Genomic DNA, 24,239 nt, shown 5'->3' on the forward strand with positions numbered 1-24,239 from the left:
ACTTAAAATCTCAAAATATATTTTGTATTTTGAGATTTTAAGAGTCTTAGATATCTAAAATATTGTTTTAACTTGTTTTGCCATTAATTTGGCTATGTTAAAATCAGTCTTTATCACAGCGTAGCACGCCACCATTAGCAATCTGATCTTTTGATATTTCATGCATGATGATTTGTACTGCTTCGGGTTTGCAGTTAAGGGTTTCGACAATGGCATCTGTTACGCGTTTTGCCATTTCTCTTTTTTGTTCTATAGTACGACCCTCTAAAAAATCGATAACAACATTTGGCATAGATATCTCCTAGTGATTAATTTTAGTAAGCTGTTCATCCGTCAATGCGATCTCATCATTATGGCATATTCCAATACCGCATTTTATAATTTTTTCGGCGATGGTTTTGGCTTCATCTAATGAATGCATTTTATAAGTACCACATTGATATTCATTTAATTCTGGGATCTGATTTTGCGATTTAACATTTAATACATCATGCATTGATTTTAACCATGCATCAACTATTAATGTTTCGTCCGGCTTGCCAATTAAGCTCATATAAAAGCCTGTACGGCATCCCATCGGTGAAATATCTATTATTTCAACTTTATCACTGTTAAGATGGTCGCGCATAAAGCCTGCAAATAAATGTTCTAATGTATGAATCCCTTTTTCAGGTAGATTATCTTTGTTTGGAATAGTAAATCGTAGATCAAATACAGTAATATTATCACCTTTTGGAGTTGCCATTGTTTTTGCAATTCGTACAAAAGGGGCTTTCATTTTGGTGTGATCAACTTTAAAACTATCTAGTAAAGGCATAACTTCCTCCTTATTTTTTGGTACTTTTTTAATCAATCGATTAACGAGTACCAGTGGGGTTTATTTTTACTGAGCAAGTAAATTTAGCATTTCTTGTTCGTCAATAACTTTGATGCCCAGTTCTTGGGCTTTATTTAGTTTCGAACCAGCGGCCTCTCCAGCAATGACTAGATCGGTATTTTTCGATACACTGCCCGTTACTTTGGCGCCAAATTGTTTTAATTTCTTTTTGGCTTCGTCTCGAGTTAAAACTGATAATGTTCCAGTTAATACTATAGTTTTACCAAAAAACGGCGAGTCAGTATTAAGTGGTTGCATCTGTGGATTGATATCTTGCCAGTGAATACCAATTTCATTACTTGTTAATTGTTCGATGACATTGCGATTATGCGGTTCTTGAAAAAAGTCTATAATGCTTTCTGCAATGACAACGCCGATATCGTTTACCATTTGTAGCTGTTCAAGTGAGGTGTTTTCTATTGCCGATAAATTGCCGAGTTGGTTAACTAGGTTTTCGGCAGTCACTTCGCCCACATTTGGTATACCGAGTGCAAATATAAATCGGCTTAATGTGGTATTTTTAGATTCCTCTAATGCATTTAATAAATTATTGGCAGATTTTTCACCGATTTTATCTAAACTACATAACATTGGTAGATTTAGTTTATATAAATCAGCAGGAGTTTTTACATAGTCTTTATCAACGAGTTGCTCAATGAGTTTGTCACCCATTCCTTCTACGTTCATTGCTTTTCGTGAAACAAAATGTTTTAAAGCTTCTTTACGTTGAGCTGGACAAATTAGACCTCCAGCACAACGAGATATAGCTTGACCTTCATCTCGAACTATTAGTGATCCACAAATAGGACAGTGTGTTGGGAATATGATCTCTTTTGTGTCTTTAGGTCTTTTATCCAATATAACGGCTACAATTTTAGGAATTACATCACCTGCTCGGCGTATTGTTACATAGTCGCCTTCTCGCACACCTAATCGAGCGATTTCATCAATATTATGTAGTGTTGCGTTACTTACAATAACACCTGCGACTGAAACAGGTTCAAGTCTTGCAACTGGTGTAATTGCACCAGTTCGTCCGACTTGGAAGTCTACTTTGTTTAATTGTGTAATTTGTTCTTGAGCAGGGAACTTAAATGCGGTAGCCCATCTTGGTGCACGAGCAACAAAACCAAGTTCGTTTTGTTGTTCAATGCTATTAACTTTGATGACCACTCCATCAATATCAAAACCAAGCGACATGCGTTGTTCGCCAATTTTTTTAAAGTAGGCTAAAGCAGCTTGTGCACCTTGGTGTTTTTGCACTTTATCGCTAACTGGTAGACCCCAAGCTTTGAATTGCATCAAACGGTCATAATGGGTATTTGGCAATGTAGCGCCTTCAACAATACCAACACCATAACACAAGAATGTTAATGGTCGTTTAGCTGTAATTTTAGGATCTAACTGTCTTAATGATCCAGCCGCTGCATTACGTGGGTTGGCAAAGGTTTTTTCGTTATGCTTTTGGGCATCGGTATTAAGTTTTTCGAAGCCTTTATGCGTTATAAATACTTCACCGCGGACTTCTAGTCGAGTTGGAATGTTGTCTCCCCTTAGAGTGAGCGGAATTGTTTTAATGGTTCTTACATTTGCTGTTATATCTTCCCCTGTTGTTCCATCACCTCGGGTTGCAGCCTGTATAAAGTGTCCATTTTCGTAAAGTAGGCTGACAGCAAGTCCATCAAGTTTGAGTTCACAGCAATATTCAACTTTCTCAGTATCACTTAAATGAAGACGATCTTTAATTCGTTTGTTAAATGCAATAAAACTAGCTTCATCAAAAACATTATCAAGTGATAACATAGGTATTTTATGTTTGATCGATGCAAATTGAGCTAATGGGACTCCACCAACTCGTTGGGTGGGGGAATCGGGTGTAATAAGGTCTGGATATTGTTGTTCTAGTGTTTGAAGTTGTTTTATTAATTTATCATATTCAACATCGGGAATTTCTGGCGTATCAAGTACGTAATAGCAGTATTCATGATGCCTAATTAGGTTCCGTAGTGAAGTCAATTGTTTTGTTATATCTTTAATTGATTCAGATAGATTTGTTGAGTTTTCGGATTTATTAGATATTGACATAATAATCGGCTCTTAAATTAAAACGTAGGGTTTGGGGAAATCATTACAATTGCATTAATTTAACTGTGAATAATGCATAGCCAAATTAAGTCATTTAAATAAATATGTTATATTAATATTTATTTGTAGCCACCAACCTAGATTGGTGGCGTTTTGTTAAAGATTTGCTGAAAATACTGTGGCTAGATTTCGTTACAGGCCTTTTTTATTCGATCTTTATAGCTGTCAATTTTTTGCGGAGTTAGCATGTGATGTTCATCATCTAATACCACACCGTTGACATCATCTGCTATGCGTTGCGCTGTTTGTAACATTAATTTAAAATTTTGTTGGTTGTTACCTTCTGTCGGTGCAACCATGAAAATAGATACTCCAGGAGTAGTAAACTCATGCATTGTTTCAGGGTCCAAATAGCCTGGTGTAACCATATTGGCTAAACTAAATAATATTGGACCATTACCAGCAGGATCCACATGGCGGTGGAAAATTCGCATATCGCCAAACTGAAAACCAGATTGCATAATACTAGCAAGTAACACATCACCTTGTAGTAATTTTCCGTTAAGACCAGTGACATTTAACACGATAATTTCGGTTTTGGATTGTTCTTCGTTAGTGTTTAATGTTTTTGGTTTATCGCTATTAGTATGAACTTGTTTTTCTTTTGTTACTTGCGTTGGCTCAAGTTCTTTTTCATCTTCAAAAAGATCACGATTAACGTTAATAACAGGTTCTTGCTCTTTGTCTGCATGAATTTCTTGTTGATCGTCGTTATCAACAAATAAATCTTTTTGTTGAGGCTTATTGTTTTGTTTTTCTATCGCTTCATCTATAACTACACTACTTTCAACGATCTCATTATTTTTTGTTGTTTTAGGTTTGAGTAAAATGACATCATCATCTTCTATTTCATTCATAGATAAATTTTGATTTTGTTGAATTTTTTGCCCGAATTCTCCTTTTTTATTTGAACTAAAAAGAGAAGAACGTTCTTTTTTATTGATCCAAAATCCATGGATAAGCAATGCAATAATGACCAAGGATGCAACAACAATTAGAACAATACGTAAATTATCCATAATAACCATCTCTGTATTAAATTAAATATAGACTCATTAATTATTTAATCATATTTTAAAAAAAATGATTACGGAGCACTGCAATGTAAATTTTTACTTTAATCTTAGCAATTTTCATTAAAGCAACCGTATTTGATATTGGTAGTATAACATTTTCTTTAAGATACTTTATAGCACAAAAAATTAGTTAGTCTATATTACTTTATTTATAGCAATAATCATAATTATCAATATACTTTTTTTTATATGATGACTCACTTAGTTATTTTTTAGAACTCTGTGCTATTAAGCGGTAAAGCTACTTACAATCTATGCATATTTTTTGTAAAATTGCCGATTACTTTTAAATAAGAACTGTTATTTAATTTTAAAAAAAATAAAATAATTATTAAGTTTACTGAGGTCATTTTTATATGAGATTTAACAAGCTGTTATTAGCCTTGCCTGTGGCGTGCGTCGGTCTGCTTTTATTAACAAGCTGTGATAATGGTAAATCACAAAACGGTAATAATAATTTACCGAAAGTAACTGTGTTTAAAGTTGAACCGTTAAACTATACCCTAAAAATTAGTTTGCCGGGTAGGGTTGTTGCATCTCAAATTGCTGAAATTAGACCTCAAGTCGGTGGTATTGTTTTAAAGCGTGAGTTTGACGAAAGTTCAAATGTTAAGGCAGGACAGTCACTTTATCAAATCGATCCAGCTATTTATCAAGCTAATTATGATAGTGCTGTTGCTAGTGTTGCTAGTGCCAAAGCAAATGCGAATATTGCACAGCTTACACTAAAACGTTATGCTGGGTTACTAAATACCAAATCAATCAGTCAACAAGATTACGATAAAGCAGCTGCCGATGCTAAACAGGCAGAAGCCGCTGTATTAGTTGCACAAGCTGCTGAGCATACAGCTAAAGTTAATTTAGAGTATACGAAAGTGTATTCACCAATTGATGGATATATAGGTAAATCAAGCGTAACTGAAGGTGCATTAGTCGCAGCTGGTCAGTCAACACCGCTTGCATTAGTTCAACAACTAGATCCGATTTATGTCGATATGACAGAAGCGGCTACTCGTTATAATAAGTATCTTCAAGATGAAAATGTTATTTATGAGCCAGCAAAAGGAAATAATGTAGAATTATTTTTTAACGATGGTTCAAAATATGCTCTACCTGGTAATATTAAATTTTCAGATATGACTGTAAACGAAACGACAGGTACAGTGACATTACGCTCTCAATTTGCCAACAATGAAGGCAAAATTTTACCAGGTATGTTTGTTAAACCACAAGTGACATTAGGTTATATTAAAAATGCTATACTTGTTCCACAACAAGGTATCACCAGTAATAAACAAGGTCAGTACACTGCAAAAATTTTGAAATCCGACAATACAATTGAATATCGACAAGATATTCAAGTTTATACTGGTATAGGTGGTTATTGGGTTGTGACAAAAGGTATTGATGTTGGTGAACAAGTCATCGTGACAGGCTTACTTAATTTGACGGGTGTTGAAATGGGGAAAACCATGAAAGGTGAAATGGTTGGCGATCCGACAACGCTTACTCAAGGACAGTTAGATAGTATCATCCAAAAAAGCATGAAATAAAACAGGGGTAGATTGAATTATGGCTAAGTTTTTTATTGATAGACCTGTTTTTGCATGGGTGATTGCTATCATGATGATGCTAGGCGGTGCTTTATGTATAAAGCTGTTAGCCGTTGAACAGTATCCTGATATTGCACCACCAGCTGTGACTGTTAGTGCAACCTATCCTGGTGCCGATGCGCAGACTATCGAAAACACTGTTACTCAGCTGCTTGAGCAGAATTTAACTGGATTAGATAATCTCATTTATATGAAATCAACCAGTAGCGCTCAAGGTTTTGTACAAACAACGTTAACTTTTGCGCCTGGCACTAATCCCGATTTTGCGCAAGTGCAAGTGTTAAATAAAGTAGAAAGTATAAAATCCCGTCTGCCTGAAAGTGTGCAAAAAAATGGGGTATCAGTCGCTAAGAATAACACTAACTTTTTAAAGGTTGTTGGTTTTTATTCGACAAATCCACAAAAAACACAAGCCGATATCGCTGACTTTGTCTATTCAACTGTACAAGATCAAATTCGACGAGTGCAAGGTGTTGGTGATACACAATTATTTGGTTCTGAATATGCTATGCGTATCTGGCTTGATCCAAATAAATTAACTTATTACAATTTATCCATTGAGGAAATTATAACTGCTATCCAAGCGCAAAATGCACAAGTAACGGCAGGTCAATTAGGCGCTTTGCCATCAACCGAAGGACAAGAACTTAATGCAACAATTACCGCACAATCGCGTTTAAAAACGCCTGAACAATTTCAAAATATTCTTGTTCGAGTTAATACTAATGGTTCTAATATCTTATTAAAAGATATTGCTACAGTTGAAATTGGTGCATCTGATTACAACTTTATTTCTCGTTATAACGGTAATGCATCAGCTGGTCTTGGGATATATTTGGCAACAGGTGCTAACCAATTAGATACATCTGATAAGGTTGATAAAAAATTAGAAGAGTTATCTAAAATCTTCCCTGAAGATATTAAATATGCTTTTCCATATGATACAACTCCATTTGTTAAATTATCAATTAGTAATGTAATTCACACTTTAATTGAAGCAATTGTTTTGGTTGTTGTTGTAATGTATGTGTTTTTACAAAACCTACGTTCTACACTTATTCCGACTATTACTGTACCTGTAGTATTGTTAGGTACATTTGCGATTCTTTATATTTGTGGATTTACTATTAATACCTTATCTATGTTTGCGATGGTACTCGCTATTGGATTGTTAGTAGATGATGCTATTGTTGTTATCGAAAACGTTGAACGGATTATGCATGATGAAGGGCTGTCACCTTATGATGCAACCGTTAAGTCGATGGAACAAATTACATCAGCGTTAGTGGGTATTGCGGTTGTATTATCTGCTGTATTTGTGCCGATGGCATTTTATGGCGGGGCAGCAGGTGGAATATATCGTCAGTTCTCGATTACCATTGTAACAGCGATGGGATTATCAGTATTGATGGCAATTGTATTGACACCTGCTCTTTGTGTACAGATTTTAAAAGCTCCATCAAAAAATAAAATTAGAAAAATTTCATTGGGCGAAAAATTAGAATCAGTACCGCCATTTAGTTGGTGTTCAAAAGGAACTAAGTCTTTTTTTAAATGGTTTAATAGTTTTTATGATAAAAGTTTACGTTCTTATGAAAAAGGCGTTATTAAAGTTATTCGTAATCCAATAATTGCTTTTGGCTGTTATGCTTTAATATTGGTTGGATTATTATTTGGATTTAACCGTTTACCTACAGGTTTCTTGCCGAGCGAAGATCAGGGAGTTCTTTTAGTTATGGTTGAATTACCTCCAGGCTCAACATTAGAACAAACGATGTCAGTATTAAATAAGGCATCTGATTTTTATACCCAAAAAAAGGCAGATTCTGTTGATGAAATTTTTACTGTTGCAGGTTTTAGTCCGGTGGGACGTGGGCAAAATATGGGGATGGGTTTTGTTCGATTAAAAAATTGGGAACAACGTAAACGAACTGATCAAAAAATTGATGCTTTGGTTAAAAGTGGCGGAGAACTTACTTCTAGTACAACTGAAGGACGGGTAATTGTTGCCAATTTACCTGCCGTACCTGCATTAGGTATGGCCAATGGCTTTTCATATGTACTGAAAGATACTGCTGGTTATGGGCATGATGCGTTGGTTGGTGCATTTTTCCAAATGTTGGGACAAGCGTCTGATCATCCAGAACTACAACAAGTTAGACCAGGGAGTATGCTTGATATTCCACAGTACAAAATTAATGTTGATTTTGAAGCTGCACAAGCATTGGGTGTTTCGGTCAATTCAGTCAATACGGTATTGTCGACAGCGTTAGGTTCTGCTTATATTGATGACTTTGTTTACAATAATCGAGTTAAAAAAGTGTACCTACAGTCTGATGCTCCATATCGTATGTTACCTGACGATTTTGGTTATTGGCATGTTAAAAATCGAAATGGTGAAATGGTTCCATATGATGCATTTGCTACAACGACAAAAACTTATGGTTCACCATCACTCGTTCGTTATGATGGTGTATCAGCAATGGAAATAAGTGGTTCGCCTGCTCCTGGAATGAGTTCTGGACAAGCAATGGCTGTAATGGAAGAGCTATCAAAAAATTTGCCTAAGGGTTTTACCTTTGATTGGACTTCTATTTCTTATCAAGAACGCCAAACAGGCTCACAAACTACAACCCTTTATTTTATTTCTATTATCGTTGTATTTTTATCATTAGCGGCATTATACGAAAGTTGGACCGTTCCTATTTCGATTTTATTTATTATTCCACTTGGTATTTTAGGCACAGTTTATGCAACTATGTTTAGAGGTCTTGATAATGATATTTACTTTATTGTAGGGCTATTAACGACAATGGGTCTATCTGCAAAAAATGCTATCTTAATTGTTGAATTTGCTAAAGATGCTATCGAAAAAGAAGGAAAATCATTAATTGATGCAACGCTTGAAGCTTGTCGCTTGCGTCTACGTCCAATATTAATGACATCATTTGCCTTTATTCTTGGTGTATATCCGTTAGCCTCTAGTAGTGGTGCTGGGTCTGCTGGTCAAAATGCAGTAGGTACAGGTGTAATTGGTGGCATGTTAGCCGCAACATTTTTAACCATATTTTATGTTCCACTGTTCTTTTTGTTTGTAACAAAACTATTTACTAAACATAGAAATAAAGTCGTATTATTGACTAACCGTTCGAAAGTGAAGTCTGAATAGTTGGTTTTATATGCATGAGTTAGATTGTATCGCTTGTGCTGAAAATTAAGATATTAAGAAATAAAATGCGCCAATTTAATGGCGCATTTTTATTTATAGATGTTTGTTAAAAATTAATATTAAGTTTTTACTTACGAGACTTTATTAGTTGTTGGCTAGTGTGAGCGTGGGTAATTGCTATAGCTAATGCGTCAGCAGCATCAGCTTGAGGGCTAGCTGGTAATTTTAATAGTAATTTGACCATATGTTGCACTTGGGTTTTATCGGCAGCACCAGTTCCCACTACAGATTGCTTAACTAAACGAGCGGCATATTCAAATACTGGTAGATCATTATTTACTGCTGCGACAATGGCCGCGCCTCTTGCCTGACCTAACTTTAATGCAGAGTCGGCATTACGGGCCATAAAAACTTGTTCGATTGCAAACATATCAGGTTGGAATTGTAAGATAATTTCACTGACACCAGCGTATACGCGTTTTAACCGGGTTGGTAAATCATCAATAGCAGTTCGAATACAGCCACTGCCAAGGTAAGTGAGTTGACGTCCCGTTTGTTGGATTACGCCGTAACCCGTCAAACGAGAGCCAGGATCGATGCCAAGAATAATGGCCATTAGAGTGCTGCTGCTACCTCGTCTGAAACTTCACCATTATGGTAAACTTCTTGAACATCATCACAATCTTCAAGCATATCAATTAAACGTAATAGTTTTGGTGCAGATTCAATATCAAGATCAACTTTTGTTGACGGAATCATAGATACTTCAGCTGCTTCGGCAACTAAACCTGCTGCATCAAGTGCATCTTTAATTTCACCAAAAGTTTCTGGTGTAGTAAATACATCAATAGCACCATCATCATAAGTTACAACATCATCGGCACCAGCTTCAAGAGCTTCGTCCATGACTTTATCTTCATCTGTGCCAACAGGGTATGAAATAACCCCTTTTTTAGTGAATAAATATGAAACTGAGCCATCAGTACCTAAGTTTCCACCTGATTTAGTAAAGGCATGACGCACTTCTGATACTGTACGGTTGCGGTTATCACTTAAACATTCAACCATGACAGCTGTACCTGCGGGACCATAGCCTTCATAAATAATTGTTTCCATATTGCTATCATCTTCACCACCAACACCGCGAGCAATGGCTCGATTCATGGTATCACGAGTCATATTATTCGATAATGCTTTATCCATTGCAGCACGTAGTCGTGGATTTGACGCTGGATCGCCACCACCAAGTTTTGCTGCAGTTACCAACTCACGAATAATTTTGGTAAAGATTTTTCCGCGTTTTGCATCTTGTGCTGCTTTGCGGTGTTTGGTATTGGCCCATTTACTATGACCTGCCATAAAATTCTCCAGATAATAATTTAAAAATCGCTATATTTTAGCAAATATTTACCTAAAATTCATCATCAATATACCTATAAGTTTTTATGTTCTGTAAAATTATTATTTAACAACAATGATAATATTTTTATCTATATGTAGGAGTTACTCGCGTTGTTTACAGTAATTAGGTAAGCTACTGTACTGAATATACATAAAAAAACAAAGTTAATCTTCAAAAGAATAGAATAGTAGAAAGTGATACCTACTTTAATGGAAAAGCAACATAATTAGCAAAATAATTAGCGATTAACAGATAAAACACCTTATAAGTTTTTTAAAGGGTTATTTTAATTATGATGTGAAAACAACTTGGTGTTTCCCTACATATTATAAATTTTTAAAACTGTATGCTTAGCTGAATCATTTCACATTGATCAAGATCACAAGTTTAATTTTTATATATTGCAGTCATAATCTATCCGATAGATGATAAGCATCGAAACGTTTCGATATTGGTTATTATTCATCTATCCAAGGATTACATTATGTATAAAGGTCAATTGTTTAATTCTGAAATTATTCATGTCTTATCCAAAATGGGGCATACAGATCAAATTGCGATAGGTGATGCAGGCCTGCCCATTGCTAGCGATACTCCACGCATCGATTTAGCCGTGACTTACGGTGTACCATCATTTATTCAAGTTTTCAAAACAGTTTCAAAAGATATGCAGATTGAAAAAGTGATATTAGCTGAAGAAATTATTAAACGAAATTGTGAAATGCATAAGCTAATACTAGAACAAATTAAGAAAATTGAACAGGCTCAAAATAACAGTATAGAAACTATTTATGTCAGTCATGAAAAACTAAAACTTCAAACTCGTCATTGTAAAGCTGTTATTAGAACCGGTGAATGTTCTCCGTTTGCTAATATAATTTTACAATCTGGTGTTATTTTTTAAATCTCAGCTACAAAGCTAAATAATGAGTGATTTATGAACGATAATCTTTTACAGCTTATAAATATTCACAAATCCTTTCCTGGTGTAAAAGCTCTTGCCGGAGTTAATTTAACTGTACGCGCAGGCCAAGTTATGGCTTTGATTGGTGAAAATGGTGCGGGTAAATCAACTTTGATGAAGGTTTTAACCGGAATTTACCCAAAAGATGAAGGTAAGATTATTTATTTAGGTAATAAAGTGAACTTTCATGGGCCTAAATCTTCACAAGAAGCTGGGATAGGTATTGTCCATCAAGAATTGAATTTAATTCCACAGCTTAGTATTGCTGAAAATATATTTTTAGGGCGTGAATTTACCAATAAATTCGGTTGTATAGATTGGAGAAAAACATACGCTCAAGCCGATAAATTACTTGCTGAACTTCACCTGAATTATGATAGCCGTCGTTTAGTTAGTGACTTATCTATTGGTGAGCAGCAAATGGTTGAAATAGCTAAAGTTCTTAGTTTTAACTCCAAAGTAATTATTATGGATGAACCTACTGATGCGCTTACAGATACTGAAACAATGTCTCTTTTTGAAGTAATAAAAAAACTTAAAAAACAAAATTGTGGTGTGGTTTATATATCGCATCGATTAAAAGAGATTTTTGAAATTTGTGATGAAGTGACTGTATTACGTGATGGGCAATTTGTTGGTGAAAAAAAAATTGATCAATTAAATGAAGATATGTTAATTGAAATGATGGTTGGTCGAAAGCTCCAAGAACAATATCCAAGAATTAATGTACCTCGAGGTAACATTGCATTAGAGGTTAAAAATTTAAAAGGTGTAGGCGTAAATGATATTAGTTTTAGTCTTCATGAAGGCGAAATACTTGGTATTTCAGGTTTAATGGGGGCTGGGCGAACGGAATTAATGAAAATGATTTATGGTGCTAACCCTGCAAAGTCAGGTGAAATAATATTAAATGATAAATCAGTTAAAATTAGTTCACCGCGTGAAGGTTTAACAAATGGTATTGTTTATATTTCTGAAGACCGTAAAAAAGATGGACTAATTTTAGGCATGTCAGTGAAAGATAACATGTCACTTAATGCTCTAAATTATTTTGCCAGCAAATTTAAGAAATTACGGTTAACTGAGGAACAAGAAGTAGTTAAAGACTTTGTTGGATTATTTAATATTAAAACACCGTCAATTAATCAAACAATTGGCTTCTTATCTGGCGGTAATCAACAAAAAGTTGCTATTGCTAAAGGTTTAATGACTCGCCCAAGTATATTAATTTTAGATGAACCGACACGAGGGGTAGATGTTGGAGCTAAAAAAGAAATTTATCAACTCATTAATCAATTTAAAGAGCAAGGTTTAAGTGTCATTTTAGTTTCATCAGATATGCCTGAAATACTGGGTATGAGTGATCGTATTTTAGTTATCCACGAGGGAAGAGTGACAGGACACTTTTTAAGTTGTGAGGCAACACAAGAAAAACTTATGGCAGCAGCCGTTGGAAAAACACAGGAGAGCGCTGATGTTGCAAAATAAAACATTTAAGAACATATTAATTGAACAAAAGTCCTTAATCACTTTACTCGTTTTAATTGCTATTGTTTCTTGTTTAAGTGATAACTTTTTTACGTTAAATAATTTTTTCAATATATTACAGCAAACTTCAATTAATGCGGTTATTGCTGTTGGGATGACTCTAGTCATTTTAACTTCTGGAATTGATTTAAGTGTGGGATCAATATTTGCTTTAACAGGTGCAATTACTGCTTCTATGATTGGTGCAGATATTTCACCTTTTATTGCTATTTTTGTCTCTTTGACTTTAGGGTGGTTATTGGGTGCTTTTTCGGGGCTTATTATAGCTAAAGGGAAACTTCAAGCCTTTATTGCCACCTTAGTTATGATGCTTATTCTACGGGGGGTAACACAGGTCTACACTAAAGGTAGTCCTATTTCTACTGGTAGTAATGATAATTCTGAATTATTTGAATGGGTTGCATTTGGTCGAGTACTAGGCATTCCTGTGCCAATATTAATTATGACTATTGTTTTTATCTTTGCATGGTACCTATTAAAATATACTCGCTTGGGTCGCTATATCTATGCACTTGGTGGAAATGAGGCTGCAACTCGTCTTTCAGGAATTAATGTTGATCGGGTAAAAATTATTGTTTATGCCATTAGTGGCTTACTTTGTGCTGTTGCGAGTACTATTGAAGTGGCACGATTATCTTCAGCACAACCTACAGCGGGTACAGGTTATGAAATGGATGCAATAGCTGCTGTTGTTCTTGGTGGTACTAGTATGTCTGGGGGACGAGGAAAGATTATCGGAACACTGATAGGTGCTTTAATTTTAGGCTTTTTAAATAATGGATTAAATATGTTGGGTGTGGATGCTTACTACCAAATGATTGTAAAAGGTGTTGTTATCTTATTAGCAGTTTTAGTCGATAAAAAGACCAATAAATAGTTGCTTTAAACTAGGTGTCTTATTTTAGGAGAAAGTTATGAAATTCGGAAAAATTTTTACAGCCATTGTTGCCATTACATTAAATTTTTCTTTTGCCTCTCAAGCTTTAGCAAAAGAAAATATAGCTTTAGTTGTTTCAACCCTTAATAATCCTTTTTTTGTTAATTTAAAAGAAGGTGCAGTAAATAAAGCTAAGGAGCTGGGTTATGAATTAGTGATATTAGATTCACAAAATAATCCAGCTAAGGAACTTGCAAATGTTGAAGATACTATTGTTAAAGGGACTAAAGTAATTCTTATCAATCCTACTGATTCTGAGGCTGTTGGTAATGCAGTGCTTGCCGCAAATAAAGCGGGAATTCCTGTTATAACACTTGATCGTGCTTCCGTTAAGGGAGAGGTTATTAGCCATATTGCATCCGATAATGTTGCAGGAGGTAAAATGGCTGGTGATTTTATTTTTCAAAAATTAGGTGCTAGTGCAAAAGTGATTCAATTACAAGGTATAGTTGGTACTTCGGCTTCTCGTGAACGTGGTGAGGGCTTTACCAACTCAATGAAAGATAACCAATTTACTATTTTAACTGCACAACCAGCTGATTTTGATCGTGCCAAAGGTATGAATGTTATGCAAAATTTATTAACTGCTTACCCTTTAGTGCAAGCGGTATTTGCAGAGAATGATGAAATGGCATTAGGTGCTGTGCGTGCAATTCAAACTGCTGGACGAAATGATATTTTAGTGGTTGGCTTTGATGGTACTGAGGATGGCATTAAATCTGTTGAACGTGGAAAAATGGCAGCAACGGTAGCTCAACAACCAGAAAAAATAGGTTCAATGGGTGTTGAAATTGCAGATAAAGTTATAAAAGGTGAAAAAGTTGATACAAAAATCCCTGTAGAATTAAAACTTATCACTAAATAAACTTTTTTAGGACGCATTCTAGCGTCCTATTGCTATGTGATTATGGAGTAGTTATATGAATTTAAATAAATTAATTGTGATTGGTAGCGTAAATATTGATCATATCTTAAATGTAAATGAATTTCCTAAACCAGGCGAAACATTAAAAGGTTCAAACTATAAAATTTCATATGGAGGTAAAGGTGCTAATCAAGCTGTTGCTGCTGGGCGTTTAGGTGCTAACGTTCAGTTTATTGCAGCGGTGGGGGATGATGATTTTGGTAAGAAATTTAAGCAACAATTAGAAAGCGATCATATAGATACCCATACTATTGCTGTAGTTGAAAGCAAAAATACCGGTGTTGCATTGATTCTAGTCAATAAACAAGGAGAGAATCAAATTGCTATCCATGAAGGAGCAAATTCAGCGGTTACACCTGAATATGTAGGTCAATTTGAAGATGATATAATAAAAGCAAATGCGATTTTAATGCAACTTGAAACACCATTACAAACTATAAAACATGTAGCAAAATTAGCTAAACAAAATAATACCCAAGTAATTTTAAATCCAGCGCCTGCACAAAATTTATCAGATGATTTACTTAAACACATTGATATTATTACACCAAACGAAACAGAAGCCGAGTTTTTAACAGGTATAAAAATTGTTACAGAACAAGATGCACAAAAAGCATCATTATTTTTACATAATAAAGGTATTAATACCGTTATTATTACACTGGGTAGTAAAGGGGCTTGGGTAAGTTATTGTGGTGAGGGCAAAATTGTTTCAGGATTTCATGTTAAAGCTGTTGATACTATTGGTGCTGGCGATACATTTAATGGAATGTTAGTAACTGCCTTATTAGAAGGAAAAACACTCAATCAAGCTGTTAGATATGCTCATGCCGCTGCGGCACTATCGGTGACTAAAGCGGGAGCACAGACATCAGTGCCAACACGTAATGAAGTAGAAGATTTCATTAAATTACAAGGTTTATAGAAGAGCAATAAAAATTTGGTTACAATAAAGGATGTTGCAAAATCTGCGAATGTATCGACTTCAACTGTTTCTCATGTCATCAATAATGATCGTTATGTTAGCCCAGCTATACGTGAAAAAGTTGAGCAGATAATCAAACAACTAAATTATACCCCTTCAGCTATTGCTCGCAGTTTAAAAAGCAATAAAACTTATACTATTGGTATGTTGGTGACAGCAAGCAATAATCCTTTTTTCTCTGAAGTAGTGCAAGGTGTTGAGCGTAGTTGTTATGAGCTTGGTTATAATTTGATTTTATGTAGTACCGAAGGTGATCATCAGCGTATGCTTGATAATATTGAACATTTACTGCAAAAGCGTGTTGATGGTTTACTGGCTATGTGTACTGAAACTTATTCAATTCCAAAGCAGATATTCGCTCGATACCCTAAGCTTCCTATAGTAATGATGGATTGGACACCATTTGATGGTATGTGTGATATTATTCAAGATAATTCTTTTTTTGGAGCAATGATTGCTACACAATATCTGATTAAGCAAAACTACAAACAGATAGCATGCATCACAGGTCCTTTAAATAATACTCAAGCACAATCGCGCCTACAAGGATATCGGAAGGCTATGCAAAATGCTAGTTTAACAATTTTAAGCAAGTATGAGGCACAAGGTGACTTCCAATTTGCATCAGGAATTGTTGCTATGCAAAATTTATTAAAACTATCTATTCCCCCACAGGCTGTGTTTTGTTCTAATGATGCTATGGCTATCGGTGCTTATCAAGCACTTTATCAAAATGGTCTTGAAGCAGGAAAAGATATTGCAATTATTGGTTATGATGATATTGAAATTGCACAATATATGACGCCACCTTTAACTACTATCCATCAACCAAAAGAAGAATTAGGACAATTGGCTGTTGAAACATTATTAAATCGATTTCATAACCCTACAGATTCACTCCATACATTAACTTTAACACCTACATTAATTAAACGTTTATCTGCTTAGTAAGTATTATAAAAATAAAGCATTGAATGAATTTTGTAATTGTGCTTTAAAATGGAAAAAAGCACCTTATATTAAGGTGCCTTTTATATTATAAAATGTTAAATAATAGACGATTAACTCATTCCGTATTGTTTTAATTTTTTGCGAAGTGTACCGCGGTTGATACCAAGCATATTTGCTGCTCGAGTTTGATTGCCACGTGTATATTGCATAACCATATCAAGGAATGGATGTTCAACTTCAGCTAACACTAATTCATAAAGATCTGTAGGATCTTCACCATTTAATTGCGATAAATAGTTTTTTAAAGCTTGCTTTACGGAATCTCGCAATGGCTTTTGTGTTATTTGGTCCTGAGAATTTACAGTTGTAAATTTAAGTGCTGCAGCTGTAACGCGTTGTTCTGACATAGTATTCTTAACTCTTTGGGTTGTTTCTAATTTGACTAAAAAATGCTTTTAGAGTGTTTACTTGCTCACTTGTATTGCTAAGTACACTAAATAAGCGCCTGAATTGATCGCTGTCAGCATAATTCTTGGTGTACCAATTTACATGCTTTCTGGCAATCCTTAATCCTTTGTATTCTCCATAAAATTGATAAAGTTCATCAAGATGTGACAATACAACTTGTTCTACTTCATCAATACTTTTATTTTTCTGTAACTGTCCATGTGTTAAATAGAATGCAATTTCTTCAAATATCCAAGGTCGCCCCTGTGCCGCTCGGCCGATCATTATAGCATCAGCTTGCGTATATTGAAAAACATCTTTTGCCTGTTCAGGTGTACAAATATCCCCATTGGCAATTACAGGAATTGTAACGTTTTCTTTAACTGCCTTAATAGAATCATATTCAGCCACACCATTGAATAAGCAAGCACGTGTTCTTCCATGAATAGTAATTGCCTTTATGCCACAGTCCTGTGCAATTTGTGCGATTTCTATGCAATTTCTATGATCTTTATTCCATCCAGTCCGCGTTTTTAATGTTACCGGAACATCAACTGCACCGACAACTTTCTGCAAAATTTTTTTAATAAGTTCTGGATACTGCATTAAAGCAGATCCTGCCAATTTTTTATTGACCTTTTTAGCTGGGCACCCCATATTGATATCAATCAATTGAGCGCCATGTTTGACATTAAATTCTGCAGCTCTAGCCATTTCGTCGGGATCAGAACCAACAATTTGTACTGCACGAACACCCATATCCTCGCTTGCAACCATCCGCAAAGCTGATTTATCGGTATGCCAAACATCCGAATTTGCTAAAAACATTTCTGAAACTGTCATACCAGCACCAAACTGATAGCACAAATTACGAAATGGTTTATCGCTGATTCCAGCCATTGGTGCAGCAATTAAATTATTTCTTAATTTAATCTCACCAATGCTAAGCAAATTAAGGCCGGCTATATTACGCATTTTTTCTCTAACTTAAAAGGGGGTAACGTTATTTTTTTAAATTTTTTTACCAGTGATACGGCACCACTCCTCCTGTTCAACAACAGGATCTAGTGTAAAATGAGGTTTATAAGCCATACAAACACTTGGTGATTGAGTTGCTAAAATACCCGATAATCCTAGCTTACCTTGCGGTTTTACTAATTTACTTATATGTGGTTCAAGTTCTTTTAATGGACCAGCTAAAATATTGGCAACAAGGATATCTGCTTGTAAATTATCAGGGATATCTTTTGATAAATAAAGTTCTAACTTTTCGCTGACATCATTACGTTGAGCATTGTCACGGCTAGCTTGAATGGCTTGAGGATCAATATCGATACCAATTACTCGCTTTGCGCCTAATTTAAGTGCTGCAATTGCCAAAATACCAGACCCACAACCGTAATCAATTACTAATTTATCGTTCAGATCTAAACTATCTAGCCAAGTTAAGCATAATGCAGTGGTTGGGTGAGTACCTGTTCCAAATGCTAAACCAGGATCTAACATAACATTGACTGCGTTTGCATCGGGTACATCGCGCCAACTTGGACAAATCCAAAGTCGTTTACCAAATTGCATAGGATGAAAGTTATCCATCCATTCTCGCTCCCAGTCTTTATCTTCCAATTGTTCAAATTTATAAGAATATTGCTCAAGATTTAATATTGCTTTTAATTCATTGATATCTGTTTGAGCATCATATAAGCCAATGACATCGGTGTTACCCCAAAGTTTAGTTTCGCCGGGTAGTGGTTCAAATACAGGAGTATCATACGTGTCTTGAAATGTCACAGATACTGCGCCTGATTCTTCTAATTGCTCGCTAATTTGTTCAGCAATATCACTAGTTGTATTAATTTTGAGTTGAATCCAAGGCATAATTTTCCCTTTTATTGCCAAACATATTGGCTATAATAAAAACAATAAATCCAATAGCTAGAGACGGTACTATTGGGTGGAGAGCTAATAGTTTAATATCATAACTCGCTAATAATGTATAACTCACAGCGCCAGTAAGCATTGAGCAAAGCGCCCCTGTAGCGTTGGCATTTTTCCAGTATAATCCAAGCACTAACGGCCATAGAAAAACAGCTTCAAGCCCTCCAAAAGCAAGTAAATTTAACCAAATAATCATGTCAGGAGGAGTCCATGCAGCTAAAATAAGCAATCCACCAAAAATAAAAGTGATAGTGACTGATATATGAGTGAGAAATTTATCGCTAAAATTAACATGAGTTTTGATTCTTAAAAATAGATCTTTAATAAGAACTGATGATACTTGTAATAACTGAGCATTAATAGTGGACATAATCGCTGCAAGAGGTGCTGCCAAAAAGATACCTGCTGCAAAAGGAGGTAATACATTTATGATCAATGTTGGCACTATTTGATCTGGAATTGTTAAATCACTAATAATAGCACGACCTAAAGCGCCAGATAAGTGCATGGTTAGCATAATCACAGAAACAACAATAGTACCGATAATAATTCCTTGATGCACGGCTTTGCTATCTTTATAGGCCATACAACGCACTGCAGTATGAGGCAAACCAACCACACCAAAACAAACCCAAATCCAAAATGACGCCATAAACGGTAAATCTATGAAATCATTGGGCCCTTGTGGTGTTAAAAGTGCAGGATCAATTTCCATTAATCGATCAATTATTGTCGTAATTCCCCCACCTGCATAAATAATCGCACCAAGTAATAATATCGCGCCAATTATCATCACTAAACCTTGAAATGCATCATTTAAAATGCTGGCTCTAAAACCACCAAATGCAGTATAGATAACAGTACCAATACCGAATATTAATAGCCCGGTATGATAAGGAATACCTATTGATGATTGTAGCAATCGAGCCCCGCCGACAAATTGTACCGTCATCGCACCAATAAAGGCAACGACAAGAGTAATACTTGCAAACCAAACAATGGTTTTACTTTTATAGTGAGCATAAAGCATATCACTTAAGGTTATTGCATCATATTTGCGTGCTAAAATGGCAAATTTTTTGCCTAAAATACCAAGTGAAAGTAGTACTGTTGGGACTTGGATCATCGACAATAGTACCCAACCAAGACCAAATTTATAGGCTGCACCTGGGCCACCAATGAAAGAGCTGGCACTAATATAAGTTGCAGCTAATGTCATGGCGAGTAAAAATCCTCCCATGGTTCGATTACCGATAAAGTAATCAGTAAATTGATTCACCTTTTTGCGTTTCATATAGGAATAAATTGATAACGCAAACACGAAAATAAGATAGATGACAAGAGGTACAATAATATCCAAATTCATTGTTTTATCACTTAGTTTGTTCTAATGAAATATTTTTGAATTGAAATTTTACAACCATCCAGCAGAGTAATACAAAACCAACAGGTACCATGATGCAAGATAGTTCAAACCACAATGGAAGACCTAAAAATCCTAGATTATCGTTAACGCAGTAAGCACAAACAACCCATCCAAGAAGATAAATAAAAGTTAACAATAACGAAAGTATAGCTTCTTTATTAGCTTGCTTATATCGAGCATCCATATTGATTGATTGGTGAATTGAGGGTGGTTTAGATTAAAAGAAAGTAATTAACTTAGCAAGTATGTTGCAATTTATGCAACATTATATTTTAAATATATCAATTTTAGCAATATAAAAAGTAATATATATTGTCGATATTCGATTATGAATAACTCAACTATTGGAGAGAATAATGTCAAACTATTTTAATACACTTAATCTACGTGAAAAATTAGAACAACTAGGTCAATGTCGTTTTATGGCTCGTGATGAATTTGCATCAGAAGCTGATTTTTTGAAAGGTAAAAAGATTGTCATTGTAGGTTGTGGTGCACAGGGCCTTAATCAAGGTCTTAATATGCGTGATTCGGGTTTAGATATATCTTATGCATTACGCAAAGAAGCCATTGCCGAAAAACGTGCATCTTGGAAAAAAGCAACTGAAAATGGTTTTAAAGTAGGAAGTTATGAAGAATTAGTTCCAACTGCTGATCTTGTGATCAACTTAACGCCTGACAAGCAACATTCGGCTGTGGTGCAAGCTGTCCAACCACTAATGAAACAAGGTGCAGCACTAGGTTATTCACACGGTTTTAATATTGTTGAAGTGGGTGAAAAGATTCGTTCTGATATCACTGTTGTCATGGTAGCACCTAAATGCCCAGGGACTGAAGTACGTGAAGAGTATAAACGTGGCTTTGGGGTACCGACACTGATCGCTGTCCATCCGGAAAACGATCCCAAAGGTGAGGGTTTAGCAATCGCTAAAGCATGGGCAGCAGCAACAGGTGGACATCGTGCTGGTGTTTTACAATCTTCATTTGTTGCTGAAGTTAAGTCAGACTTAATGGGTGAACAAACAATACTTTGTGGTATGTTACAAACTGGATCGTTACTTTGCTTTGATAAATTGGTTGCAGATGGTGTCGATCCTGCTTATGCATGTAAATTGCTTCAATTTGGTTGGGAAACAATCACTGAAGCGTTAAAACAAGGTGGAATTACCTTAATGATGGATCGTTTATCAAATCCAGCTAAATTAAGGGCAAACGCTTTAGCAAAAGAATTGAAAGTGATTATGACTGATCTTTATCGTAAGCATATGGACGATATTATCTCTGGCGAGTTTTCATCAACCATGATGAAAGATTGGGCAAATGATGATGTTAACCTACTTAAATGGCGTAAAGAAACGGGCGAAACTGCATTTGAAAAGGCCGCTGAATATCAAGGTAAAATTGATGAGCAGGCTTACTTTGATCAAGGGGTAGTGATGATTGCAATGGTGAAAGCTGGTGTTGAGTTAGCATTCGAAACTATGCTTGAATCTGGCATTTTACCTGAATCTGCTTATTATGAATCATTACATGAATTACCACTTATTGCTAATACTATCGCTCGTAAACGTTTATATGAAATGAATGTTGTAATTTCTGACACGGCTGAGTATGGTAACTATCTATTTGCTAATGCTGCAGTTCCATTATTAAAAGAAAAATTTATGCCGATGTTACAATCGGGAGATCTTGGTAAAGGGATCCCTGAAGGGAGTGTAGATAATGCCCAATTACGTGATGTAAACGAAGAAATTCGCAATCATCCAATAGAAAAAATTGGACGCAAACTCCGTAGCTATATGATTGATATGAAACGTATTAATGTAGCAAGCTAAACTGTAATTTACAGCTAAAAAAGGTGCTTAAAAGCGCCTTTTTTTATGTTTAAAAAATTGATCTAAAAGGATCCAAATGGATCTGAATCAGATCTAACTTAGATTTTTTGGATCCTTTCAGTCATTATTTAAAATTTTTAAAAATTATATAATTAAATAATTTTTATTTTAAATTTTTATTTATTTTTTATCTAAGTTATGTTATCTTTTTGGCTAAATTTGGTTCAATTAACGAGGATAATACATCAATGAAAATGGCTTTTCGGCCGACTGATTGTTGGCGTTGGTATTTTGACAGCGAATACGATAGCCTAATGCTTGAAGTTTCATCTGAAATGTTATTTCGTTCTTGTTATCCAAGTAAAATGTTAATTCCTGATGTTTTTGGTGAATTTTCATTTTCTGTTAGCGATGCAACATCTTATTATCAATTTCATGATAGTTGCCAGTTGCTTAACCTGTCTGACTCACAAAAAATTGAATTATCCATTAACGCTATTGTTGCGGCTAATTTTTTAAAACCTCAAATGCCTAAAAGCTGGTACTTTTCTCAACAACCAATGTTATATACTCCTAAAATAGCCGATATTGTTGAGGTAAATTTACAAGAGGGTGGTCAAAAAATTTGTTTGATGGTTGTCGAAGCTGGAAAAAATGCCTCACTTTGTGTTATTGCACAGCCTTCGTTTATTGCAATGAACAAAACTTTTTATTTTGCCGAAGCAATTAAAGTTATGAATGACCGATTGCAGCCTATGTGGCAACCTTTATCTGAGCAGATGAGATTGGTAGAACATTTTGAATTAGAAGCTATTTCTTAATATCAAAAACAGAAATCAGTAAAATAGTTGTCATATTAATTTTATTCTTTTTTGGATGATTCGATAGTAATATCTCCTTTGGGAACGCAGCTACAGGCTAAAATTCGATTATTAAGTTTTATAGCTGACTGAGTTAATGCACTTATTTCTCCCTTTTTTAAAACAACTGAGCAACGTCCACAAACACCCGAACGACAGGAATAAGGTAATGCTATTTTATGTTGTTCTAACTGTTCTAAAATGGTTTGCTTATTGTTACCTTTAATAGTTTTATCTTCAAAAGTAATTGTGCAAAGTTGTGTTTCGCTTTTTATTTCTGGAGGAAAGTTTTTTATATAGTTTTTGGCTATTTGCTTTTCCAATATCTCTATTTTATCGTGAATTGAAATGGTGCCATGATTTCGGGCAATCATATTCATACCAAAATCAATTTGGCCTTGCTCATCGGCTCTAAAATACCGTAATGTTTTAAGCGGTTCATTATTAGCAAATGGTTTTGATGAATTGACATCGATTGTTGTTAGCACACAGCGAGTACAAGGTTTAACAATATCAAAAATTACCTCGCCAATTTTGATTGTCTTCCAACCATCTTCAGCAAAAGGGAGTGCACCTTGAATAATAATATTACCTCGAAATTGCCTAATATCGAGTTGTTCTGGGCATTGATGTTGTAAATAATTAAATGAAGCCTTGTTCAATAACAAATAAGGATAACCGTCAGCAAAACTAACAGGTACTTCTGGGTAGCGTTTTGTTCGACGAGTTAACTGTTGCCCAACCCATCGTAATTGTACGTCTTTATGTAGAATTTGGCTGAAAAATTGATTTACTCGTATGGGAGCAATTTGCGAGGTGAAATGATTTCCCCAAACTTCGGTTGGCTCATTACTTAATGAAAACTCATCAAGATTGAATTTTATCATTTTTGTTGGAGATATCGAAACGTATACTTCATTTTTTACTATTGATGTTTTGAATTTCAAAAGTTCAGGGTATTGCCTTGCAGTAATAAATGAACCATTGGGTTCACTAAGCATAAAAATACGATCGTGTTCAAAGCCCCCATCGCCAGTATTTGCCTTTGTCAGCGGTATGCCTTGCATCGATTTGATTGGATAGATATAGATCTGATCAATGGAAATCATAATAAATTAAATTAATTATCAATATGTTAGTA

22 protein-coding genes are annotated in these 24,239 nt (G+C 35.1%); 10 read left to right on the forward strand and 12 right to left on the reverse strand.

Annotated elements, in window-relative coordinates; all coding sequences use genetic code 11:
* Window positions 1-103: 103 nt before the first annotated feature.
* The 4 genes from ACYIAJ_RS04700 to zipA all read right to left on the reverse strand — a co-directional run bounded on the left by ACYIAJ_RS04700 (window position 104) and on the right by zipA (window position 4,044).
* On the reverse strand, window positions 104-292 hold the full coding sequence (locus ACYIAJ_RS04700; RefSeq protein WP_267353069.1) for a 2-hydroxymuconate tautomerase: 189 nt from the start codon (window positions 290-292) through the stop codon (window positions 104-106).
* Window positions 293-301: 9 nt separating this feature from the next.
* Complete coding sequence (gene luxS, locus ACYIAJ_RS04705) at window positions 302-817, reverse strand: S-ribosylhomocysteine lyase (protein ID WP_483560446.1); 516 nt, start codon at window positions 815-817, stop codon at window positions 302-304.
* Between the two features lie 66 nt (window positions 818-883).
* Window positions 884-2,914, reverse strand: a complete 2,031-nt coding sequence (gene ligA, locus ACYIAJ_RS04710) for an NAD-dependent DNA ligase LigA (RefSeq protein WP_483560476.1) — start codon at window positions 2,912-2,914, stop codon at window positions 884-886.
* Window positions 2,915-3,144: 230 nt separating this feature from the next.
* Window positions 3,145-4,044 (reverse strand): cell division protein ZipA, encoded by a 900-nt coding sequence (gene zipA / locus ACYIAJ_RS04715; protein ID WP_483560477.1) that lies wholly within the window; start codon window positions 4,042-4,044, stop codon window positions 3,145-3,147.
* A gap of 410 nt (window positions 4,045-4,454) precedes the next feature.
* On the opposite strand from zipA, the gene ACYIAJ_RS04720 reads away from it, so the two are divergent.
* Both ACYIAJ_RS04720 and ACYIAJ_RS04725 read left to right on the forward strand, forming a co-directional pair.
* The gene (locus ACYIAJ_RS04720) at window positions 4,455-5,651 is read left to right on the forward strand and encodes an efflux RND transporter periplasmic adaptor subunit (RefSeq protein ID WP_483560447.1); all 1,197 of its coding nucleotides are present in this window, start codon (window positions 4,455-4,457) and stop codon (window positions 5,649-5,651) included.
* A 19-nt stretch (window positions 5,652-5,670) separates the two neighbouring features.
* The gene (locus tag ACYIAJ_RS04725; protein ID WP_483560448.1) at window positions 5,671-8,880 is read left to right on the forward strand and encodes an efflux RND transporter permease subunit; all 3,210 of its coding nucleotides are present in this window, start codon (window positions 5,671-5,673) and stop codon (window positions 8,878-8,880) included.
* 127 nt (window positions 8,881-9,007) lie between these two features.
* On the opposite strand, the gene ruvC is transcribed toward ACYIAJ_RS04725, so the two are convergent.
* On the reverse strand, window positions 9,008-9,496 hold the full coding sequence (gene ruvC / locus ACYIAJ_RS04730) for a crossover junction endodeoxyribonuclease RuvC (protein WP_483560449.1): 489 nt from the start codon (window positions 9,494-9,496) through the stop codon (window positions 9,008-9,010).
* Window positions 9,496-10,239, reverse strand: a complete 744-nt coding sequence (locus tag ACYIAJ_RS04735) for a YebC/PmpR family DNA-binding transcriptional regulator (RefSeq protein WP_483560450.1) — start codon at window positions 10,237-10,239, stop codon at window positions 9,496-9,498. Before ACYIAJ_RS04735 ends, ruvC begins: the two co-directional genes overlap by 1 nt.
* 527 nt (window positions 10,240-10,766) lie before the next feature.
* Between ACYIAJ_RS04735 and rbsD the strand changes: the two genes are divergently transcribed.
* From rbsD to rbsR, 6 genes are read left to right on the forward strand one after another with little or no spacing between them, the layout of a single operon-like run.
* Window positions 10,767-11,186: a D-ribose pyranase gene (gene rbsD / locus ACYIAJ_RS04740; protein ID WP_483560451.1), complete on the forward strand. Its 420-nt coding sequence runs from the start codon at window positions 10,767-10,769 to the stop codon at window positions 11,184-11,186.
* A 33-nt stretch (window positions 11,187-11,219) separates the two neighbouring features.
* A complete protein-coding gene (gene rbsA, locus ACYIAJ_RS04745; RefSeq protein ID WP_483560452.1) occupies window positions 11,220-12,734 on the forward strand; it encodes a ribose ABC transporter ATP-binding protein RbsA in 1,515 nt (504 codons plus the stop codon).
* Window positions 12,721-13,671, forward strand: coding sequence for a ribose ABC transporter permease (gene rbsC / locus ACYIAJ_RS04750; RefSeq protein ID WP_160431084.1), 951 nt, complete (start codon window positions 12,721-12,723; stop codon window positions 13,669-13,671). Before rbsA ends, rbsC begins: the two co-directional genes overlap by 14 nt.
* Window positions 13,672-13,708: 37 nt before the next feature.
* Window positions 13,709-14,596, forward strand: coding sequence for a ribose ABC transporter substrate-binding protein RbsB (gene rbsB / locus ACYIAJ_RS04755; RefSeq protein WP_483560453.1), 888 nt, complete (start codon window positions 13,709-13,711; stop codon window positions 14,594-14,596).
* 55 nt (window positions 14,597-14,651) lie between these two features.
* Window positions 14,652-15,581 (forward strand): ribokinase, encoded by a 930-nt coding sequence (gene rbsK, locus ACYIAJ_RS04760; RefSeq protein ID WP_483560454.1) that lies wholly within the window; start codon window positions 14,652-14,654, stop codon window positions 15,579-15,581.
* Window positions 15,582-15,596: 15 nt separating this feature from the next.
* Complete coding sequence (gene rbsR, locus ACYIAJ_RS04765) at window positions 15,597-16,589, forward strand: ribose operon transcriptional repressor RbsR (protein ID WP_483560455.1); 993 nt, start codon at window positions 15,597-15,599, stop codon at window positions 16,587-16,589.
* Window positions 16,590-16,702: 113 nt separating this feature from the next.
* Here rbsR and fis read toward each other — a convergent pair whose 3' ends face one another.
* Genes fis through ACYIAJ_RS04790 form a run of 5 tightly spaced genes read right to left on the reverse strand, consistent with a single transcriptional unit; the run spans window position 16,703 to window position 20,587 of the window.
* Window positions 16,703-16,999 (reverse strand): DNA-binding transcriptional regulator Fis, encoded by a 297-nt coding sequence (fis, locus tag ACYIAJ_RS04770; protein WP_034883623.1) that lies wholly within the window; start codon window positions 16,997-16,999, stop codon window positions 16,703-16,705.
* 7 nt (window positions 17,000-17,006) lie between these two features.
* Window positions 17,007-18,014: a tRNA dihydrouridine synthase DusB gene (gene dusB / locus ACYIAJ_RS04775; RefSeq protein ID WP_483560456.1), complete on the reverse strand. Its 1,008-nt coding sequence runs from the start codon at window positions 18,012-18,014 to the stop codon at window positions 17,007-17,009.
* A gap of 36 nt (window positions 18,015-18,050) precedes the next feature.
* Window positions 18,051-18,917 (reverse strand): 50S ribosomal protein L11 methyltransferase, encoded by an 867-nt coding sequence (gene prmA, locus ACYIAJ_RS04780; RefSeq protein WP_483560457.1) that lies wholly within the window; start codon window positions 18,915-18,917, stop codon window positions 18,051-18,053.
* Window positions 18,892-20,343 (reverse strand): sodium/pantothenate symporter, encoded by a 1,452-nt coding sequence (panF, locus tag ACYIAJ_RS04785; protein WP_483560458.1) that lies wholly within the window; start codon window positions 20,341-20,343, stop codon window positions 18,892-18,894. The genes prmA and panF overlap by 26 nt, the downstream gene beginning before the upstream one ends.
* Window positions 20,344-20,350: 7 nt before the next feature.
* Window positions 20,351-20,587, reverse strand: a complete 237-nt coding sequence (locus ACYIAJ_RS04790) for a YhdT family protein (protein ID WP_483560459.1) — start codon at window positions 20,585-20,587, stop codon at window positions 20,351-20,353.
* A 172-nt stretch (window positions 20,588-20,759) separates the two neighbouring features.
* Between ACYIAJ_RS04790 and ilvC the strand changes: the two genes are divergently transcribed.
* Together ilvC and ACYIAJ_RS04800 are read left to right on the forward strand one after the other, a co-directional pair.
* A complete protein-coding gene (gene ilvC / locus ACYIAJ_RS04795; RefSeq protein WP_483560460.1) occupies window positions 20,760-22,238 on the forward strand; it encodes a ketol-acid reductoisomerase in 1,479 nt (492 codons plus the stop codon).
* A gap of 248 nt (window positions 22,239-22,486) precedes the next feature.
* Complete coding sequence (locus tag ACYIAJ_RS04800; protein ID WP_483560461.1) at window positions 22,487-23,059, forward strand: cell division protein ZapC; 573 nt, start codon at window positions 22,487-22,489, stop codon at window positions 23,057-23,059.
* 41 nt (window positions 23,060-23,100) lie between these two features.
* Here the strand turns inward: ACYIAJ_RS04800 and ACYIAJ_RS04805 are convergent, their stop codons facing one another.
* Window positions 23,101-24,207: a YcbX family protein gene (locus ACYIAJ_RS04805; protein WP_483560462.1), complete on the reverse strand. Its 1,107-nt coding sequence runs from the start codon at window positions 24,205-24,207 to the stop codon at window positions 23,101-23,103.
* Between the last annotated feature and the right edge of the window lie 32 nt (window positions 24,208-24,239).

The sequence above is a fragment of the Gilliamella sp. X-46 genome, from assembly GCF_057063525.1.

Excerpts from the sequence above, each read along its gene's own strand:
- ACYIAJ_RS04700 (WP_267353069.1), bottom strand. The coding sequence starts at position 292 with ATGCCAAATGTTGTTATCGATTTTTTAGAGGGTCGTACTATAGAACAA.
- luxS (WP_483560446.1), bottom strand. The coding sequence starts at position 817 with ATGCCTTTACTAGATAGTTTTAAAGTTGATCACACCAAAATGAAAGCC.
- ACYIAJ_RS04720 (WP_483560447.1), top strand. The coding sequence starts at position 4,455 with ATGAGATTTAACAAGCTGTTATTAGCCTTGCCTGTGGCGTGCGTCGGT.
- ACYIAJ_RS04725 (WP_483560448.1), top strand. The coding sequence starts at position 5,671 with ATGGCTAAGTTTTTTATTGATAGACCTGTTTTTGCATGGGTGATTGCT.
- ruvC (WP_483560449.1), bottom strand. The coding sequence starts at position 9,496 with ATGGCCATTATTCTTGGCATCGATCCTGGCTCTCGTTTGACGGGTTAC.
- ACYIAJ_RS04735 (WP_483560450.1), bottom strand. The coding sequence starts at position 10,239 with ATGGCAGGTCATAGTAAATGGGCCAATACCAAACACCGCAAAGCAGCA.
- rbsD (WP_483560451.1), top strand. The coding sequence starts at position 10,767 with ATGTATAAAGGTCAATTGTTTAATTCTGAAATTATTCATGTCTTATCC.
- rbsA (WP_483560452.1), top strand. The coding sequence starts at position 11,220 with ATGAACGATAATCTTTTACAGCTTATAAATATTCACAAATCCTTTCCT.
- rbsC (WP_160431084.1), top strand. The coding sequence starts at position 12,721 with ATGTTGCAAAATAAAACATTTAAGAACATATTAATTGAACAAAAGTCC.
- rbsB (WP_483560453.1), top strand. The coding sequence starts at position 13,709 with ATGAAATTCGGAAAAATTTTTACAGCCATTGTTGCCATTACATTAAAT.
- rbsK (WP_483560454.1), top strand. The coding sequence starts at position 14,652 with ATGAATTTAAATAAATTAATTGTGATTGGTAGCGTAAATATTGATCAT.
- fis (WP_034883623.1), bottom strand. The coding sequence starts at position 16,999 with ATGTCAGAACAACGCGTTACAGCTGCAGCACTTAAATTTACAACTGTA.
- dusB (WP_483560456.1), bottom strand. The coding sequence starts at position 18,014 with ATGCGTAATATAGCCGGCCTTAATTTGCTTAGCATTGGTGAGATTAAA.
- prmA (WP_483560457.1), bottom strand. The coding sequence starts at position 18,917 with ATGCCTTGGATTCAACTCAAAATTAATACAACTAGTGATATTGCTGAA.
- panF (WP_483560458.1), bottom strand. The coding sequence starts at position 20,343 with ATGAATTTGGATATTATTGTACCTCTTGTCATCTATCTTATTTTCGTG.
- ACYIAJ_RS04790 (WP_483560459.1), bottom strand. The coding sequence starts at position 20,587 with ATGGATGCTCGATATAAGCAAGCTAATAAAGAAGCTATACTTTCGTTA.
- ilvC (WP_483560460.1), top strand. The coding sequence starts at position 20,760 with ATGTCAAACTATTTTAATACACTTAATCTACGTGAAAAATTAGAACAA.
- ACYIAJ_RS04800 (WP_483560461.1), top strand. The coding sequence starts at position 22,487 with ATGAAAATGGCTTTTCGGCCGACTGATTGTTGGCGTTGGTATTTTGAC.
- ACYIAJ_RS04805 (WP_483560462.1), bottom strand. The coding sequence starts at position 24,207 with ATGATTTCCATTGATCAGATCTATATCTATCCAATCAAATCGATGCAA.